Raw genomic sequence first — 16,929 nt, forward strand, 5'->3', positions numbered from 1 at the left:
TTTTGGAAATCACAGTCAGACAATCCAATCAGCTGAAGTCTATAGGCATATTAATGATGCTGTGTCTTCATTTATTCAACAAAAATTACAAAGGACTTTTTGAGCCATTATTGTTTGTAGGAAAACAGCCGCTTTCTTATTATCTCTCGTTGTTTTGTGATGCCTGCGTTCCTGTTTTTGCTTTTGTCAGCGGTTATGGATTGTACTTTAAATATCAGCAGAATAAAACAGTTTATGCAAAAGACAATTTTGTAAGACTGAAAAAGTTATACCTTAATTATTGGATCATTTTAATCATATTTCCGGTCATTATTGGATTGATTTTAAAATCCGAAGGCTATCCCGGTTACTGGGAAAAGTTTTTCCTGAATTTTTTGGGAATTAATCCTTCATACAACGGTGCCTGGTGGTTTTTTACGGTTTATGTTTTATTTGTATTGACATCGGGATTCTGGTTTTCTATTTTGGAAAAACTAAATATGATTATATTTTTAATTGCATTAGTTGGTCTTTACATATTAGGTTTTTATTTTAGAATCTATAAAACAAATCTGTTTACAAATCCGGTATTGAATTGGTTTCAAAAATATGGAGCTTTATATTTCTGCACCTTATTTCAGCTGATGCTTGGTGCTTTTGCATTAAAATATAAATGGAATAGTTTCATTTCCAAATACTTTCAAAAAGTAAAATATAAAAATCTGGTGATTTGTATAATGATTGTGATATTGGTTATTTTTCATGCATTTGTGCCGAATTTTATCATTGCACCTTTTACAGCCCTTGCATTTATCCTATTGTATTGTCAGTTTAATTTGCCTGAGAATGTTCAGAAAGGAATTGATTTTTTCACGCCGCATTCTACGAATATCTGGCTCACTCATATGTTTTTTTATATGATTTTTTTTCCGGAATTCATTTACTCTTTCAAATATCCGATTGTCATATTTTCCATATTGGTTTTGATTTGCGTCCTTTGTTCTTACGTTATCAATTTCATTAATCAAAAAGTCCAAAAATTAATCTGATGAAACTTTTATATATAACCAATGGCATCAACGGCTCCGGCGGATTAGAGAGAGTTCTTTCTGTAAAAGCTTCTTTGCTGGCAGAAAATCATGGCTATGAAGTTTCTATTTTGGTGCTGAATCATGCCGATGAAAATCCATTTTATGAGTTCAGTTCCAGGATCAAATTTTATTCTATTGATGTAAAAGGGAATCCGCTGCAATATATCTCGACGTACAAAAATGGTATTCAGAAAATAACTGATGAAATAAAACCTGATGTAATCTCAGTTTGCGATGATGGTCTCAAAGGTTTTTTTATTCCAAAATTTTTGAAAACCGATGCCAAAATCATTTACGAGAGACACGTCTCAAAATTAGCGGAAACTCATGCAAATCAGTCTTTTGTTCAGAAAGTTAATACGCAGATAAAATGGACATTGATGGGAATTCTGGGAAACAGTTTCAGCAAATTTGTTGTGTTGACAGATGGCAATAAAAAAGAATGGACATCTCTGAAAAATCTTGAAGTTCTTCCTAACCCCTTGTCTTTTTATCCGAAAGAATCATCAAGTCTGGATTCCAAAAAAGTCATTTGTGTGGGTAAGATTTCTTTCCAAAAAGGGCAGGATCTTTTGTTGCAATCCTGGAAAAAAGTAAATTCAAAATATCCCGACTGGACTTTGGAATTGTATGGAAAAGAAAATAAAAAATTTTTAGACACTTCTGATTTGCCGGAAAGTGTCGTTTGGTTTCCACCTGCGAAAAACATTAAAGAAAAATATCTGGACAGCTCTATTTATGTGATGTCTTCCCGGTTCGAAGGCTTTGGAATGGTTCTTATCGAGGCTATGGCCTGTGGTGTTCCATGTGTTAGTTTTGATTGTAATTATGGACCATCCGATATTATAAAAGATAATGTGGACGGTTTTATTGTAGAAAAAGATAATGTTGATATCTTCGCAGATAAAATCCTGGAACTTATAGAAAATGAATCCTTAAGAAAAGTTATGGGATCCAATTCTAAAGAAAATGTAAAAAGATATGATCCTGACTTCATTGCAAAACAATGGGACGGGCTTTTTAAAAAATTGTAATGAAGAATATATTATTAATAATACCTTATGGAAGCGTAGGCGGAATGGAAAGGCTGGCGGTGACTTTCTACGATGGCTACAAAAGAAAAGGATATAATGTTAAGGTTATTAAGATTATAGGTCTTACAAATGATATTATCAGTTTTGGCGATGATGAATATATTTTGTCAGGAAAAGATTTCTCAGAATATTCTGCGTCAAACAGAATCCTTTTTTACTTAAAAATCCCATTCCTGATCAGAAATTATATTAAGAAAAATAAAATTGACTACTCAATAGCATTTGGAGATATGGCAAATTCTTTCAGTGCTGTTACTTATACCAAAGAAGTTAAAATCGCAAGCTTACATGCGGTAAAAAGTGTTGAGTTTAAAAACCTGAACGGAATAGCAAAGTTCTTCAAATGGTCTATAGAAAATACCTATAAAAATTTTCATAGAGTAGTTGCGATAAGCCATGCGATTAAAAATGATCTTTTAGATAATCTTAATTATTCATTTAAAAATGTTGAGACAATCTATAATCCACACAATCATGAATTAATCGGAAACAATTCTAAAGAACTATTATCAGCTGAGGAAGAAAATATTTTCCAGGGAAAGGTAATTCTTTTTTTGGGGCGTTTAAGTTTACAAAAATCACCCTGGCTATTAATCAAATCCTTTAGTCTGATAAAAAGAAAAAATCCTGATGCCCGCTTAGTTTTAGTAGGAGATGGCGACAAGGAAGTGGAAAGTTATCTTGAAAAACTAATTCGTGGCCTTAATCTTAAAGACAGTGTATATTTCTTAGGAAGGAAATCAAATCCATATAAATATCTTGCAAAAGCAAATTGCCTGGCACTTTCCTCTTTGTATGAAGGTACACCAAATGTAATTGTTGAAGCTATGGTTCTCAATATTCCTGTAATTACAACCAATTGTACAGATGGGATTTCCGAAATGATGATTCAGAAAAATAATGTTGATAAGGAAAATTTCATTATTACTGATGCAGGTCTTATCATAAAAACTAAATTTGACAATTCTGATTTTCAGATTCCGAATGATTTCCAAATGAATGAAAATGATAAAAAATATGCAGAAGGACTCAATTTTATATTGGAAGATACCAATAACAAGATAATAAGAGGGAATGAGAAAAGTGAATTACTGAAAAAGTATAATCTGAACGAAGTATTAAACTTATATATTAAATAAGAGAAAGGTGTTTGATTTTATTCCCTTAGAAAGTTACTCAGCAGTATATTATCATAGCATGATGTTAATCATGATTATGATAATACTTCATGCCATGGTGTATGATGTTTACAATACGAAAAGTCTTAATTTTTTTAATATAATAGGGCATGTTTTTTTAATTGTTTTTACTTTATACATTGGGTCAAGGCCTATCAGTGGAGCTTATTTCGCAGATATGGCAACCTATGCCAGAGCTTATAATCTAATGGAGCATGGGACAAATCTTACAATTGATAAAGACTATGCTTTTAATTATTTGATGAAAGCCTGTGCCTATATCATGCCTGTTAAGGCATTTTTCATGCTAATAGACATTCTGTATATTATTCCTTGTTATATCTTTTCAAAAAAATACTTTACCAAATATTGGTTTTATGCATTCTTTATGTTTGTTGGGTCATTTTCATTTTGGGCTTTCGGAACAAATGGGATCAGAAATGGAGTAGGAACCTCTTTTTTTATATTAAGTCTTTGCTTCTATGATAGAAAATGGGTTATGTATTCTTTATTCATAATTGCTATTTTATTTCACAGTTCTGTAATTATTCCATTTGCAGCATTTATGGCAGCAGAATTTTATAAAAATCCTAAAGTTTATTTATATGCGTGGTTGGCTGCAATCCCGTTGTCATTAGCGGGTGGAAGTATTTGGCAGGATTTGTTTTTCAATCATTTGGGATTTGCAGAACGTACGAGCGGATATATGGAAGGAGAAAGTGCAGAAGGATCATTTTCTGCCACAGGATTTCGATGGGATTTTTTATTATATAGCTCATTTGGTATTATCGCAGGATATTATTTCATTTTTGAAAAAAAAATAACAGACAAATTTTACATCCACTTGTTCGGAGTTTACGCTATTGCGAATGCCTTTTGGGTATTAGTAATTACAGCAAATTATAGCAACAGATTTGCATATTTGTCGTGGTTTTTGATGGCCCCGTTAATTGCTTATCCAATGTTTAAATATAGAATATGGAAAGATCAGTATAAGGTTTTTGCAGTCATTCTAAGCATCTATTACTTATTTACATATATAATGTTTTTGAAAAATGGAAAATAAAATAACCGTTTTCACTCCAACCTATAATCGCGCCCATCTCTTACCAAAACTCTATGAAAGTTTAAAAAATCAAACCTCAAAAGACTTTGAATGGCTGATAATTGATGATGGATCAGCAGATACTACGGAAGAAGTTGTAAACGCCTGGATTAATGAAAATAAGATAAAAATAAAATATCACTTTCAGGAAAATCAAGGAATGGTTGCAGCTCACAATACAGCGCATTATCTCATGACGACAGAACTTTGTGTCTGTATAGATTCTGATGATCACATGCCTGATGACGGGATAGAAAAAATCCTGGATCTTTGGGAGAAACATGGCTACGAAGACTCTGCCGGAATGGTCGGTCTGGATGCTTACACCAACGGAAAAATTATCGGAACCAGATTGCCTGAGGTAAAGGAATGCAAATTCTCAGAACTTTATACAACGTATAAGATCAGCGGAGATAAAAAATTTGTTCACAACAGAAAGGTGTTCAATCAATATTTACCTTATCCAAGATTGGGGAATGAGAAATTCCCGGTGACGAGTTATTTATATCTTTTCATAGAACAGAAACACAAACTTCTGGTCTTTAATGAAGTGTTTTGCATCGTAGAATATATGGAAGACGGTCTTTCTAATAATCTGATAAAACAATACAGAGAAAGCCCCGATTCTTTTGCCTTTTACCGAATTGCCAAAATGAAATTTGCACTCAATTACAAAGAAAAATTCCAAAACGCAGTTCATTATGTTTCTTCAAAATTGCTCGGCGATCGTCGCAATCTAATGAAGGAGTCACCGGCTAAGTTGACAACATTACTAGCATTTCCGTTTGGCTTGATGCTCTATTATTATATCAAAAACACAAACAAAACCGCAGTTAATAAAACCTTAAATAAAAAATAAATGAAGGCGATCATAGTCCCGGGAATTACAGATATGAACAAAGGCGACCAGGCATTGGTCTGGGAAAGCTACAGGCTCGTGAAGGATACCGGTTTGTATAACGATATTTATATCCTGAATTCTGGTGATACAGATGAGGAGAAAAAAAACCTGAGTTATCAGACACAACAGCGAGGTTTTCCTATCCTGGAAAATATCCTGAAACATCCCAGAAGAGGCCAGCACAAAAAAGACGAACATATCCAGGAATCCAAATTAGAATTGGCGAAGCAAATCAAAAACGCCGGATTAGATTTTTTGAGTACCTGGTTTCTGATATTAATAGCAAACAACGCCGGATTAGTTCGCTTATTTTACGGTAAAAAGACTCAGCAGACTGTGGCGCAATTCAGAGATTCTGATGCTGTTTTTGTTAAAGGAGGCGGTTTTATCCACGCATATGGAGAGAAAACAGCGCCTTATTTGATGTGGTATTTTTTATTCTACGTCAGGCTGGCGAAAAAAATGGGCAAAAAAGTAGTTTTCTTCCCCAATTCTTACGGACCTTTCAAAGGTTTAACGGTAAAATCTCAGGTTAAGAAAGTTTTTAATACATTAGACTTGGTGTATGCCAGAGAAAAGGTTTCTTCTGTTGCAATGTCTGAGCTGCTGGGAAAAAATGTTCCTGTAGAAATGGATTTGGGATTTTTCTTGGAGAAGGGTTCCGAAGAAAAAGCAAAAGAAATCCTTAAAAAATATAATTTAAGTTCAGACGATAAAATTGTAGGCATTACTGTAAGACCTTGGCGTTTTCCAGGTAAAGAAAATCCTTTGGAACTTTATGAAAAATATCTTGATTCTGTTTACAGGCTTGCAAATTTTGCAATTGAAAAAGGCTTTAAAATAGCATTGTGCAACCAATCTATTGGGCCTAAATTCTCATGAGGATGACAGGAATGCGATCAAAGATCTTCTTAAGAAATTTGACAATAACAGTAATGTAGTCTGGATCAATGAGAATCTGGATTGTGATGATCTGAAGGCCGTCTATTCTTATTTCTCAGTATTTGTAGGAACACGTTTCCATTCGGTCATTTTTTCATTAACATCGCTGGTGCCTTCTATAGCAATTGGTTATGGTGGGAATAAGGCGAAAGGAATAATGGGGGATTTTAATTTTGATAATCTGGTGGTACAGATAGAAGATGTGACGGCAGACTCATTAATAAGAATGTTCAATGAGATCACAGACAATTACGAGGTAAGTAAAAGTAAAATCGGTGATTATCTTTATAAGCTGGATGTCAGCAGAAATAAAATTAAATCGGATATTATTAATCTTTATAAAAATTGAAAAAGATATTCAGAATTTCAACCGTTCCTATTTCCCTGAATGTCTTATTAAAAGGGCAGCTCAGATATTTGAACCAATATTTTGATATTACTTCTATATCCGGAAACGGTCCAGATCTGGATGAAGTGAGAGAACGCGAAGGTGTTAAAACCTATGCTGTAGAAATGCAGCGCCAGATCTCTCCAGTCAAGGATTTGTTTTCACTCGTAAAGCTTTATTTTTATTTTAGAAGAGAAAAACCGGACATTATCCATTCTATTACTCCAAAAGCGGGACTGCTATCTATGGTTGCCGGAAAATTGGCTGGCGTTCCTATTAGAATTCACACATTCACAGGTTTGGTATTTCCTTACAAAACTGGAATGATGCAGAAAATATTAGTCGCAATGGACAGGTTGTTATGCTATTGCGCAACTGATATCTATCCGGAAGGCAACGGCGTAAAAAATGATTTGCTGAAGTTTAAAATTACGGATAAACCTCTGAAGATCATTGCAAATGGTAATGTAAACGGAGTTGATCTTGAATATTTTGACCCGGCATTATTTTCGGAATCGGAAAAGCAAATGTTTAAAAAAAACCTGGGGATAAAAGATGATGATTATGTCTTTTTGTTTGTAGGACGCTTGGTAAGAGATAAAGGGATAAACGAATTGATCGACGCTTTTACAAAGCTCGAATCACAATTTCAAAATACTAAATTATTACTAGTCGGACCTTTTGAAGAGGACCTTGATCCAATTTTACCAGAATCCAAAAATAATATAGAAAATAATCCGAATATCATTTCCGTAGGATTCCAAAAGGATGTGCGGTTATTTTTTTCGATTGCAGATTGTTTTGTATTTCCAAGTTACAGAGAAGGATTTCCAAATGTATTGCTTCAGGCTGGCGCAATGGGTTTATTCAGTATTGTGACAGATATTAGTGGCAGTAATGAAATTGTTAAAGAAGGAAGAAATGGCACAATTATTAATGTGAAAAATAAAGCGGAATTGTGCAACGCTATGAAGAAAATAAGATTGCAGGATTTGAATGTGAACTCTTCTAAAATGGTTTACAGGACGCTGATTGAACAAAATTACGGCCAGGGCTATATTTGGGAGAGTATAAAAAATGAATATTATTACTTACTTGATAAATAATAATTGATTAATTTTGATGAATAAATAAAAATAAAAGAATATGAAATTAAATATACTATTTAAAAGTCTGGTTTTATCACTTTCTGTGATTACAGTAATGTTTAAAGCTCAGGTAGCAGCAGAATTCAATAATTGGACTGCCAGATATTCCCCTGGAGATTACACACAATCAACAACCGCAGGGACTTGGACTGTAACAAGGGGATCAATATATCCTGCAGGGAGTTCTAGTATACCCCTGAATGGTTATGTGGAATTAGCAACGCAGACCTCAACAGAAGCTGCAGGAACACTCGTAACACCAAGTATTCCAAAAGGAGGAGCAAAGTCAATTACAATTTTGGCAGCGGTGAGACCGGCTAATATTTCTTATACAGAGATAACAAAAATATTGATAGAAAAAAGTATCAATAATGGGACTTGGACTGCTATAAGTACATACGATGTAGTTACGCCTAAGACATTAACTGTAGAGACTTTTACTATTCCGGTTACTGATTATAGTGATAACTTAAGATTTAGAATTTCGAGAACATCCGGAAAAACAATTTTTCTGGACAGAGTTGTAGTAAATCCTTCATTTGTTCTGTCTTCCAACACTGCCAGCGTATGTCCAAATACTCCCGTAATCTTAACCGCTCAGAGTTCTGCACCTTTTACTTATACTTGGTCAACTACCACAGGAGGAGATTTAGCACAGACTACAGGTTCTTCGGTTTCAGCAACACCAAATCAAAATGCCACTTACACAGCAGTGGGAACTTATACTAATTCATTAGGAACGTTTACAGATACAAAAACCATTACTGTAACTACCAAAACCAGACCTACTGCAACATTATCCGGTGCTGCAACAATTGATACAGAACCAGGATTTGCCAATTTACAAGTGGCACTTACAGGAACCGGACCTTGGTCAATTACCTATTCTGCCAATGGAGCTAATCCACAAACAATTAATGGGATTACAAATTCACCATATATCTTGACAGTTTCCCCTTCAGTTAATACAACTTATCAGCTTACGGCCGTTTCTGATGCTATCTGTAATGGAACTTTAACAGGAACAGGAACTGTAACAGTAAACAAAACTGTATGGAGAAGTGTAGAAGGTGTTAATGGCTGGTCGAATGGAGTACCAAACACGAGCTTGAATACCTATATCTTTGAGCCTTATGTAACCAGTACAAATGGATCATTTACCGCTAACAATTTGATTATTGATAATAATGGATTATTAACTATAAGTGCTAATACTGCAATCACCGCTAGTCAATATATTAATAATATTACTGCAGACAGACTTGTTTTAGAAAGTGATGCAAACTTAATGCAGAGTTCTGCATTGGCCAATAGTGGAGATGTCACGGTGAAAAGAGTAGCTAATATGGCAAAAATGCATTACACGTTTTGGAGTTCACCGGTTTCAAATCAGAATTTATTCTCATTTTCAGATGGTGGTCTTGTAGGTGGAACGCCTAAAAATAGATTCTTTATCTACAATGAATCAAATGATTTGTTTGTAACAACAGGACTTAATGATGCCTATAACTTCAAAACGGGACAAGGTTATGCTATCCGCGGAAAAGACAGTTATAACGCAGATTATAATAGCCCTTCAGCTTATACATTTACTTTTGCAGGTGTACCAAACAATGGTAATCTGATTTATCAATACTTGAAATGGAGCAATGCTGCGCACGGCTATAATCTGGTTGGTAATCCTTATCCATCCAATTTAGACTTTGATGCATTATATGATGCTAACAGTTCTTTAATTTATGGAACTGCATATTTCTGGACAAATCAGCAATATGTCCCAGGTCAGCAAGGTGGTAATTATTCTGGTTCCAATTATGCAATTTACAATAGAAGTGGAGGTGTTCCTGCAACATTCCAGGATGGCGTAGAGTCACCAACTCCTACACAATATGTAAAAGTGGGACAAGGTTTCTTGGTTCAGAGTATGAGTGGATCAAACAATCAGGCACTGCAGTTTACAAATGATATGAGAAGTTCCAATGGTTCTAGTATTTTCTTCAATAAACAAGAAGCAAAATCAAAAGACAGATATTGGCTGAATCTTAAATCACCTTCAAATATCAATAACACACTATTGGTTTCTTATGTTCAAGGTGCAACAGACGGATATGAAAGGTTATACGATGCAGATCTACTAGTATTAGGATCAGATGCATTTTACACCATCAATGGAACTGCTAAATTAGCAATCCAAGGTAGAAAATATCCTTTGAATAGTAATGATGTGGTTACTTTAGGAGCCAAATATTTTGAAACAGGAAATTATACAATTACTCTTAAGGATGCTGAAGGATTATTCAAAACGGATCAGGCTGTTTATTTGAAAGACAATAAATTGAATAAGTTAATCAATCTTACTTCGGACGGAGAATATACTTTTGCGGCAAGCAAAGGAATCGATGAATCAAGATTCGAAGTTATCTACCAGGATTTAGTATCTTTTGATTCCGTAAACAGATCTGCAGGTAGTGTAAGTGTGGTGAAAGACGAAGCAGAAATTGTAATTATAGATACAAAAGAAGTTATTACAGGAGTAGAAGTTTTTGATGCATCGGGCAAATTGATTAAAACACTTTCCGGCAACAATTCTAAAGAAGTTAAACTAAGTACTTTTGGATTTGTGAAAGGAGTTTATATTTTGAAAATTAATTCCGACAAAGGGACTACAACTAAAAAAGTGATTTTATAAATCACCATTAAAATATTCAAATTTAAAGTCAACCTAAAAAAGGTTGACTTTTTTATTTAGCAAATAAAAGTATATATTTTTAGATATTCCATTTACGCAGAATCTTCATTAATAAGTATTAGACTAAGTTTTGTAAGGCATACTTTCTAAATGGCACAAGGTTTGTAAAATGAAGAAAAGATAATTATTAACGAAAAATTTGAACATATGAAAAAATTATTATTAGGAGCATTCGTAATTGGCGCAGGATTATTCTCCACTGCAAATGCTCAGATACAAGAAGGAAACTGGATGGTAGGAAGTAGTATCGTTGCAAGTAATTTTGGTCTTAATACTGGTGCTGGATATAATATTGCTTTACAGCCAAAGGCAGCTTATTTTATAAAGGATAATGTAGCCTTAGGAGCTTATGTTGATCTTGGGATCAGTAAAGCTACAAAAGGAAGCCCGACAGCTTTCGATTACGGAGTTGGCGCTTTGGGAAGATATTATATTTCTCCAGGAGAAGCAGGTGTAGATAATCTTCTTAATCACGGACGTTGGTTCTTCGAAGGTAATGTAGGTGTTGGAGGATATTCTGTTGAGGATGGCCCTTCTACAACCGGCCTTGATTTCGGAGTTGGTCCTGGTTATTCTTACTTTATTACGCCAAATATCGGTCTAGAAGGTTTAGTAAAATATAAAGGCAGAGCTGGATTTGGTAATGAAGGTCTTAACTCCAACATTACATTCAACGTTGGTTTAAGTATTTATCTGCCGACTTCTCACGCAAAGAGAATTGCGGAAGACGCTAAATAAAATAGAACTACATATACAATAAAACCGACATTTTGTCGGTTTTTTTATTAATATCGCGTTATGGAATATTTACAAACAGTTTACGCCGTTTTAGAAAGATGGTACATAAAATTTGCAGAATTAACACCTAGATTAATCGTAGGAATCCTGATATTTTTATTTTTCCTTACGACAAGCACTTACCTCAGCAGATGGTCTGTAAAACTCTTTCACAAACTCTTCCCGAAAACAAAAAACGATTCTGTCGTTACCCTCATTTCAATTTTCAAATTTCTGATCATCTTGATGGGAACTTTCATCGCATTAGAGGTTATGGGATTCAGCGGATTTTTTATTAAGTTTTTAGGAAGTCTGGGAGTTGCCGGTGTTATTGCCGGTGTTGCTCTGAAAGACCTTGTGTCGAGTATGTTTTCCGGAATGCTTGTTGGAGTGGACAAAGCCTTTAAAATCGGGGATTATGTAACAATCGGAGGCAATTCCGGAACGGTTCAGGATATTGGATTGCTTACTACAAAGCTGATAACCGATGATGGAAAAAAAGTTTACATCCCGAATCAGATCATTTTTAATGCGCCCTTCTTCAATGTAACAGCATCGCCGCAGCGTAGAATTATACTGGATTTCGAAATTCCTGTGGGTGAAGATATACAAAAGGCAAAAGCAGCAATTCTCGATGAAATTAAATCTCTGGAACACGTTGATAAAACGGATACAACGGAAGTTCTCTTTACCAATGTAAAACAAGGCGTTTTCAATCTTCAGGTCAAATTCTGGCTGGAGCAGGGCAATAATTTTGGAAATCTGAAAAGCGATGCTATCATGCGGATTAATGAAAGACTGATGAAAGAAGGTGTCAATCTGGTAACGCCAACCAGCATTAATCTTACAACTGCTGATTCTTCAAATTCCTCAAAAGATTAAATCAATATAAAATAAAAATGCCCTTGAAAATCTTCAGGGGCATTTTTTTATAGTGGAGTTCTGTCTATTAATTAGCAAGAACTTCTTTTACTTTGTTTGCAGCCTCATCCAAAGTAATTGCAGAATGAACAGGAAGTCCAGAGTCGTCAATTAATTTTTTAGCTTCTACAGCGTTGGTTCCTTGTAATCTTACGATCAACGGAACAGGAAGGCTTCCCATTGCGTGATAAGCATCTACAACACCTTGTGCAACTCTGTCACATCTTACGATTCCTCCGAAGATGTTGATCAGGATTGCTTTTACGTTCGGATCTCTCAAGATAATTCCGAAAGCCGTTTGTACTCTTTGTGCATCAGCAGTTCCACCAACGTCCAGGAAGTTTGCAGGATTTCCTCCGGATAATTTGATGATATCCATAGTCGCCATTGCAAGACCAGCTCCGTTTACCATACAAGCTACGTTACCGTCCAGTTTTACGAAGTTAAGACCAGCTTCACCAGCTTCTACGTCCAATGGATCCTCTTCTCTTGTATCTCTTAGTTCAGCAAGATCTTTGTGACGGAACAATGCGTTATCGTCCAAAGTTACTTTTGCATCTACAGCAATAATTTTGTTATCAGAAGTTTTAAGAACCGGATTGATCTCGAAAAGAGAAGCATCAATTCCGATGTAAGCATTGTAAAGAGATGCAATGAATTTTGTGAATTCTTTGAAAGCATTCCCTTCAAGACCAAGTCCGAAAGCAATTTTTCTAGCCTGGAAACCTTGCAATCCGTAAGCCGCATCGATCACTTCTTTGTGGATCAAATGTGGCGTTACTTCTGCAACGTGCTCGATGTCCATACCACCTTCTGTAGAATATACGATCGTGTTTTTTCCTAAAGCTCTGTCCAGAAGGATAGAAACATAAAATTCTTTAGTTTCTGTTTCTCCCGGATAATATACATCTTCAGCTACCAAAACAGAATGTACTTTTTTACCTTCAGCAGAAGTCTGAGGTGTGATCAATTGCATTCCAATGATGTTTCCAGCGTTTTCTTTAAGTTTTTCCATATTTGGAGAGAACTTTACACCGCCGCCTTTTCCTCTACCACCGGCGTGGATCTGAGCTTTTACCACCCAAGCCTGCGCTCCGGTTTCAGCAGTAAGTTTTTCGGCAGCAGACACCGCTTCGTCCACATTGTTTGCAACAAAACCACGTTGGATATTAACCCCGTATTTTGCTAAAATCTCTTTTGATTGATACTCGTGAAGATTCATAATATATTATTGATTAATTTTTAGATTTTATAAGATTCACAAATTTAAGAAAAAGTGACGAATTACATTACATAAATGTCTGATTGAAATCAGTTTTAGGAATATGATGTTTTTTAGTATCAAATCAAAAGTTGTTCTGTATTAATGTTTTATCAAATCAACAATATAACCCAAAGCAAAAATAGCAAGAGCAAAAGTCTGCATTCCCAAAATATAAGAAAGTATTGCCTTGGGATAATTGATGATTTTTTTCCGGTCATAGAAGTCAACAATTGCCCACGAACAATAGAGAATTCCAATCCAGCCGGCAACTTTCATCACGTGAAAATGTGTCAAACCTTCTACAATCACGAATACTGAATAGATCAACATCCCAACGCCCATTACAAAACAAAGCAAAATCAAAATTTCAAAAAAATTATAATCATATTTTCTGAAAAATAACTTCAGCCAAGGTGCAATGCATATTCCCATAATGATATTCGCATACCCATAATGACCTTGCATCCAGTCATTAATAGAGTTGAAAGCTGAGCCTCTTTTACCTTCGACCTTTACATAACTTTGTTCAATATGAAAATAATGATCAATTAACGTATAAATCAGCGAGCAGACAATAATGAAAATAATAGGTTTTACGAGTCTGTTTCTATTCTCAGAAAAGAATTCTCTCACGCTTTTTCCAGGCCTGATGAGCAATTCTTTGATTGTATAGAAAATTCCTCTGTCAAGGTGCAGGACGTGTTCTATCTCGTGTTGGATATAATGAGAATCGATGCGTTTTAAAGTTGCAGGTTGCCCACAATTCGAACAGAATTTTCCGGTTAAATCTTGGTTACAGTTTTTACAATTTTCCATTAAAAAAATGATAAAAATTAAAACTTAGTTTTGGCGAAATACCAGATCAACATTCCCCAGCTGATAATCATAAACAAGCCGCCAAGCGGTGTGATTGGTCCGAGGAATTTTAGATTAATACCCCAAACATCCTGAAAACTCAAGAAATAAATGCTAACTGAAAACAGAAAGGTTCCCGCAATCATAAGAATGGAAATCCATTTCTCAGAGGTCGTTTCGAATTTCAGAATATAACCGACAATCAATAAAAAGAAAGCCGCGTAAATCTGATATCTAACGCCGGTTTCAAAACTCTCCAATCTTTCTACAGATAATATTTTTTTGAAGGCGTGCGCACCAAATGCACCAAGAACTACAGATAGCAAACCGTAGATTCCGCCGATGATTAAAGTAAAGTTTTTCATATTATTTTATTCGAATTTTAAAGTTAAAGGAATTATAAAGTTGGCAGGTCTTATCCAGTTTTCATCAAATATCGGTTTTATGTGTTTGTCAAGAGAATAAATCAAAAGACTCGTATAAAGATTCATTTCCTCATCTTCGCCTGTACAGATTATATTTTTTAATTTTCCATCAGAGTCTAATACAAGATTTATTTTAGTTCTTAAAGTTGAATCAAAAGGAGCATCAATATAATCTTCATTAAAATTGATAATCAAATCGTTTCTAATGTCGGTAACTTGAGATTTCACCAAATCAAAATTTGTTTCAAACTCGGTGTTGTTTTGATTAGTAAAAGTTTTGGCACCAACTAGAGGATTGTTTGCTTCTGTTCGTTTTAAAAGCGATTTTAATGCAGCTATTTTTGCAGATTGATGTTTCTGCTTTTCATTTAAAAATAGTGAATAATCATCACGATATTCCTTTGTCTGTTCTAGTTCCTTGAAGTTTGTCTTTTCGTATTTTCCTAAAATCTTGTCTTTCGAAATTGTACAGTTTTCACTGTAATTTTTATAGATGGTTTCAATTTCTTTAGCTACGAGATTATTCGTTGTTTGGGAGAAAGAACTTAAAGAAAGAAATATTGCAACAATTAAAAGAAATTTATTTTTCATAATTTTTTATAATTCTCCTTTTTGATACAAAATAATAAGCTTCCCTGCAATAGTTAATAATCCCAAGATAATAAACAGCCACGAAAATCTCTTGGCACCTGCAAATCCCGGATCTTTTGTAAATCTTAAAAAGATTCCAAAAATCAGGATGAAAGCTGAAAGTAAAATTCCAAACATAATTTTATTTGTTTCTCAATTTCTCCAATTCCGAAGTCACCTCGTGATGACTCACCGTTTTGTCTTTGAAGTAAGTTACAAAATGTTGTTTCTCCTCTTCCGTCGCACCAAATTGATTCAAGATATTGAAAAGATGCATTTTCATATGACCTTTCTGAATTCCTGTCGTCACCAAAGAACGAAGCGCTCCAAAATTCTGCGCCAATCCCGAAACCGCCAAGATACTCATCAATTCCTGAGCAGATGGTTTTCCAAGAAGAGCCAAAGAGAATTTTACCAAAGGATGAAGATTCGTCAATCCGCCAACTACACCAACCGAAATCGGCAGATCAATCCAAAACCTAAATATCCCATTATCCGTTGTACAATGCGTCAACGAAGAATATTTTCCGTTTCTCGCCGCATAAGCGTGTGCGCAAGCTTCTGTTGCACGGAAATCATTTCCTGTCGCAATTACAACTGCATCCACACCATTCATAATCCCTTTGTTGTGAGTTGTCGCTCTGTAAGGTTCGATTTCTGCAATCGTCACCGCACGTTTGAATTTCCACGCAAATTCTTCGTTGGAAATCCCGCTGTCGTCCTTCAAATCTTCAATTTTGCAAGAAACTTCGGCTCTTACGATGCAATCCGGCGTGTAATTGGAAAGGATATTCATCACAATCTGCAACGAATCTTTTTCTTCCTGAGAGAAACTTCCTTCCTTCGCAACTTCTTCCTTCAAAGTTTTCCCGAACTGTTCCAGACAAGAATTAATGAAATTCGCACCCATAGAATCTACAGTGTCAAAACTCGCTTTCAGCTGGAAATAATCTTCCAGTTCAGCCGTTTTGTCGATGAGTTTGATATTCAGGATTCCGCCGCCACGGTTGCGCATATTTTTGGTAATATCTTCCGTTGCTTCCAACAGTTTTTTCTTCAGTTTAAAATTGAAAAAATGAAGCAGTTTATGAGTCTCGGTTTTGAAGATAAAATGCGTGTGACCCAGTTTTTCTGTATTGATAATCGTTGTTTTGAAACCGCCTTTGTCGATCCAGAATTTTGCCGCTTTACTCGCTGCTGCCACCACCGAACTTTCTTCAACTGCCATTGGAAGAGCTAAAAGTTTCCCGTCAATCAGGAAGTTTGGAGCAATTCCGTAAGGCATATAAAAGTTAGAAATCGTGTTTTCAGAAAACTCGTCGTGCATTTTTTGCAGGCTGGCATCGTTGTTCCAATATTGCTGCAGAATCTGCTCGTAACTTCTGTCGTTGCTTAGATATTCGCTGATCAGCCAATCGATTTTTCTTTGTTTGGAAAGTTTTGAAAATCCTTCAACAGGTTGATGGTTCATAGGAAAATTTT

At 35.1% G+C, this 16,929-nt stretch carries 17 protein-coding genes; 11 read left to right on the plus strand and 6 right to left on the minus strand.

Annotation, left to right across the window (positions count from 1 at the left end; genetic code table 11):
- Positions 1-2: 2 nt before the first annotated feature.
- The 11 genes from ACFJGY_RS04500 (at position 3) to ACFJGY_RS04550 (ending at position 12,234) form a co-directional block, all read left to right on the plus strand.
- On the plus strand, positions 3-1,028 hold the full coding sequence (locus ACFJGY_RS04500) for an acyltransferase family protein (protein WP_379968535.1): 1,026 nt from the start codon (positions 3-5) through the stop codon (positions 1,026-1,028).
- A complete protein-coding gene (locus ACFJGY_RS04505; RefSeq protein WP_379968537.1) occupies positions 1,028-2,104 on the plus strand; it encodes a glycosyltransferase family 4 protein in 1,077 nt (358 codons plus the stop codon). Before ACFJGY_RS04500 ends, ACFJGY_RS04505 begins: the two co-directional genes overlap by 1 nt.
- Positions 2,104-3,303, plus strand: a complete 1,200-nt coding sequence (locus ACFJGY_RS04510; RefSeq protein WP_379968539.1) for a glycosyltransferase — start codon at positions 2,104-2,106, stop codon at positions 3,301-3,303. Before ACFJGY_RS04505 ends, ACFJGY_RS04510 begins: the two co-directional genes overlap by 1 nt.
- A gap of 7 nt (positions 3,304-3,310) precedes the next feature.
- The gene (locus ACFJGY_RS04515) at positions 3,311-4,408 is read left to right on the plus strand and encodes an EpsG family protein (RefSeq protein ID WP_379968541.1); all 1,098 of its coding nucleotides are present in this window, start codon (positions 3,311-3,313) and stop codon (positions 4,406-4,408) included.
- On the plus strand, positions 4,398-5,306 hold the full coding sequence (locus ACFJGY_RS04520; RefSeq protein WP_379968543.1) for a glycosyltransferase family 2 protein: 909 nt from the start codon (positions 4,398-4,400) through the stop codon (positions 5,304-5,306). Before ACFJGY_RS04515 ends, ACFJGY_RS04520 begins: the two co-directional genes overlap by 11 nt.
- Entirely contained in the window at positions 5,307-6,230 is a 924-nt protein-coding gene (locus tag ACFJGY_RS04525; RefSeq protein ID WP_379968545.1) for a polysaccharide pyruvyl transferase family protein, read from the plus strand.
- Positions 6,211-6,639, plus strand: a complete 429-nt coding sequence (locus ACFJGY_RS04530) for a polysaccharide pyruvyl transferase family protein (RefSeq protein WP_379968547.1) — start codon at positions 6,211-6,213, stop codon at positions 6,637-6,639. Before ACFJGY_RS04525 ends, ACFJGY_RS04530 begins: the two co-directional genes overlap by 20 nt.
- Positions 6,636-7,784, plus strand: a complete 1,149-nt coding sequence (locus ACFJGY_RS04535; protein WP_379968549.1) for a glycosyltransferase family 4 protein — start codon at positions 6,636-6,638, stop codon at positions 7,782-7,784. The genes ACFJGY_RS04530 and ACFJGY_RS04535 overlap by 4 nt, the downstream gene beginning before the upstream one ends.
- A 40-nt stretch (positions 7,785-7,824) precedes the next feature.
- Positions 7,825-10,515 carry a T9SS type A sorting domain-containing protein gene (locus tag ACFJGY_RS04540; protein ID WP_379968551.1) on the plus strand — a complete coding sequence of 897 codons (2,691 nt, stop codon included), beginning with the start codon at positions 7,825-7,827 and terminating at the stop codon, positions 10,513-10,515.
- Positions 10,516-10,722: 207 nt separating this feature from the next.
- Positions 10,723-11,313, plus strand: a complete 591-nt coding sequence (locus ACFJGY_RS04545; RefSeq protein WP_379968553.1) for a hypothetical protein — start codon at positions 10,723-10,725, stop codon at positions 11,311-11,313.
- Between the two features lie 60 nt (positions 11,314-11,373).
- Positions 11,374-12,234 carry a mechanosensitive ion channel family protein gene (locus tag ACFJGY_RS04550; protein WP_379968555.1) on the plus strand — a complete coding sequence of 287 codons (861 nt, stop codon included), beginning with the start codon at positions 11,374-11,376 and terminating at the stop codon, positions 12,232-12,234.
- Between the two features lie 67 nt (positions 12,235-12,301).
- Here ACFJGY_RS04550 and sucC read toward each other — a convergent pair whose 3' ends face one another.
- From sucC to ACFJGY_RS04580, 6 genes are all read right to left on the minus strand, one after another.
- A complete protein-coding gene (gene sucC, locus ACFJGY_RS04555; RefSeq protein ID WP_379968557.1) occupies positions 12,302-13,495 on the minus strand; it encodes an ADP-forming succinate--CoA ligase subunit beta in 1,194 nt (397 codons plus the stop codon).
- A gap of 141 nt (positions 13,496-13,636) precedes the next feature.
- Positions 13,637-14,353, minus strand: coding sequence for a DUF3667 domain-containing protein (locus ACFJGY_RS04560; RefSeq protein WP_379968559.1), 717 nt, complete (start codon positions 14,351-14,353; stop codon positions 13,637-13,639).
- 17 nt (positions 14,354-14,370) lie between these two features.
- Positions 14,371-14,757, minus strand: a complete 387-nt coding sequence (locus tag ACFJGY_RS04565) for a DUF423 domain-containing protein (RefSeq protein WP_379968561.1) — start codon at positions 14,755-14,757, stop codon at positions 14,371-14,373.
- 6 nt (positions 14,758-14,763) lie between these two features.
- Complete coding sequence (locus ACFJGY_RS04570; protein WP_379968563.1) at positions 14,764-15,408, minus strand: hypothetical protein; 645 nt, start codon at positions 15,406-15,408, stop codon at positions 14,764-14,766.
- Positions 15,409-15,414: 6 nt separating this feature from the next.
- Positions 15,415-15,585, minus strand: coding sequence for a hypothetical protein (locus ACFJGY_RS04575; protein WP_379968565.1), 171 nt, complete (start codon positions 15,583-15,585; stop codon positions 15,415-15,417).
- 4 nt (positions 15,586-15,589) lie between these two features.
- Positions 15,590-16,918, minus strand: coding sequence for a hydroxymethylglutaryl-CoA reductase, degradative (locus ACFJGY_RS04580; RefSeq protein WP_379968567.1), 1,329 nt, complete (start codon positions 16,916-16,918; stop codon positions 15,590-15,592).
- Between the last annotated feature and the right edge of the window lie 11 nt (positions 16,919-16,929).

Origin of the sequence: Epilithonimonas sp. UC225_85 (genome assembly GCF_042695135.1) — a bacterium.
Lineage (GTDB): Bacteria > Bacteroidota > Bacteroidia > Flavobacteriales > Weeksellaceae > Epilithonimonas.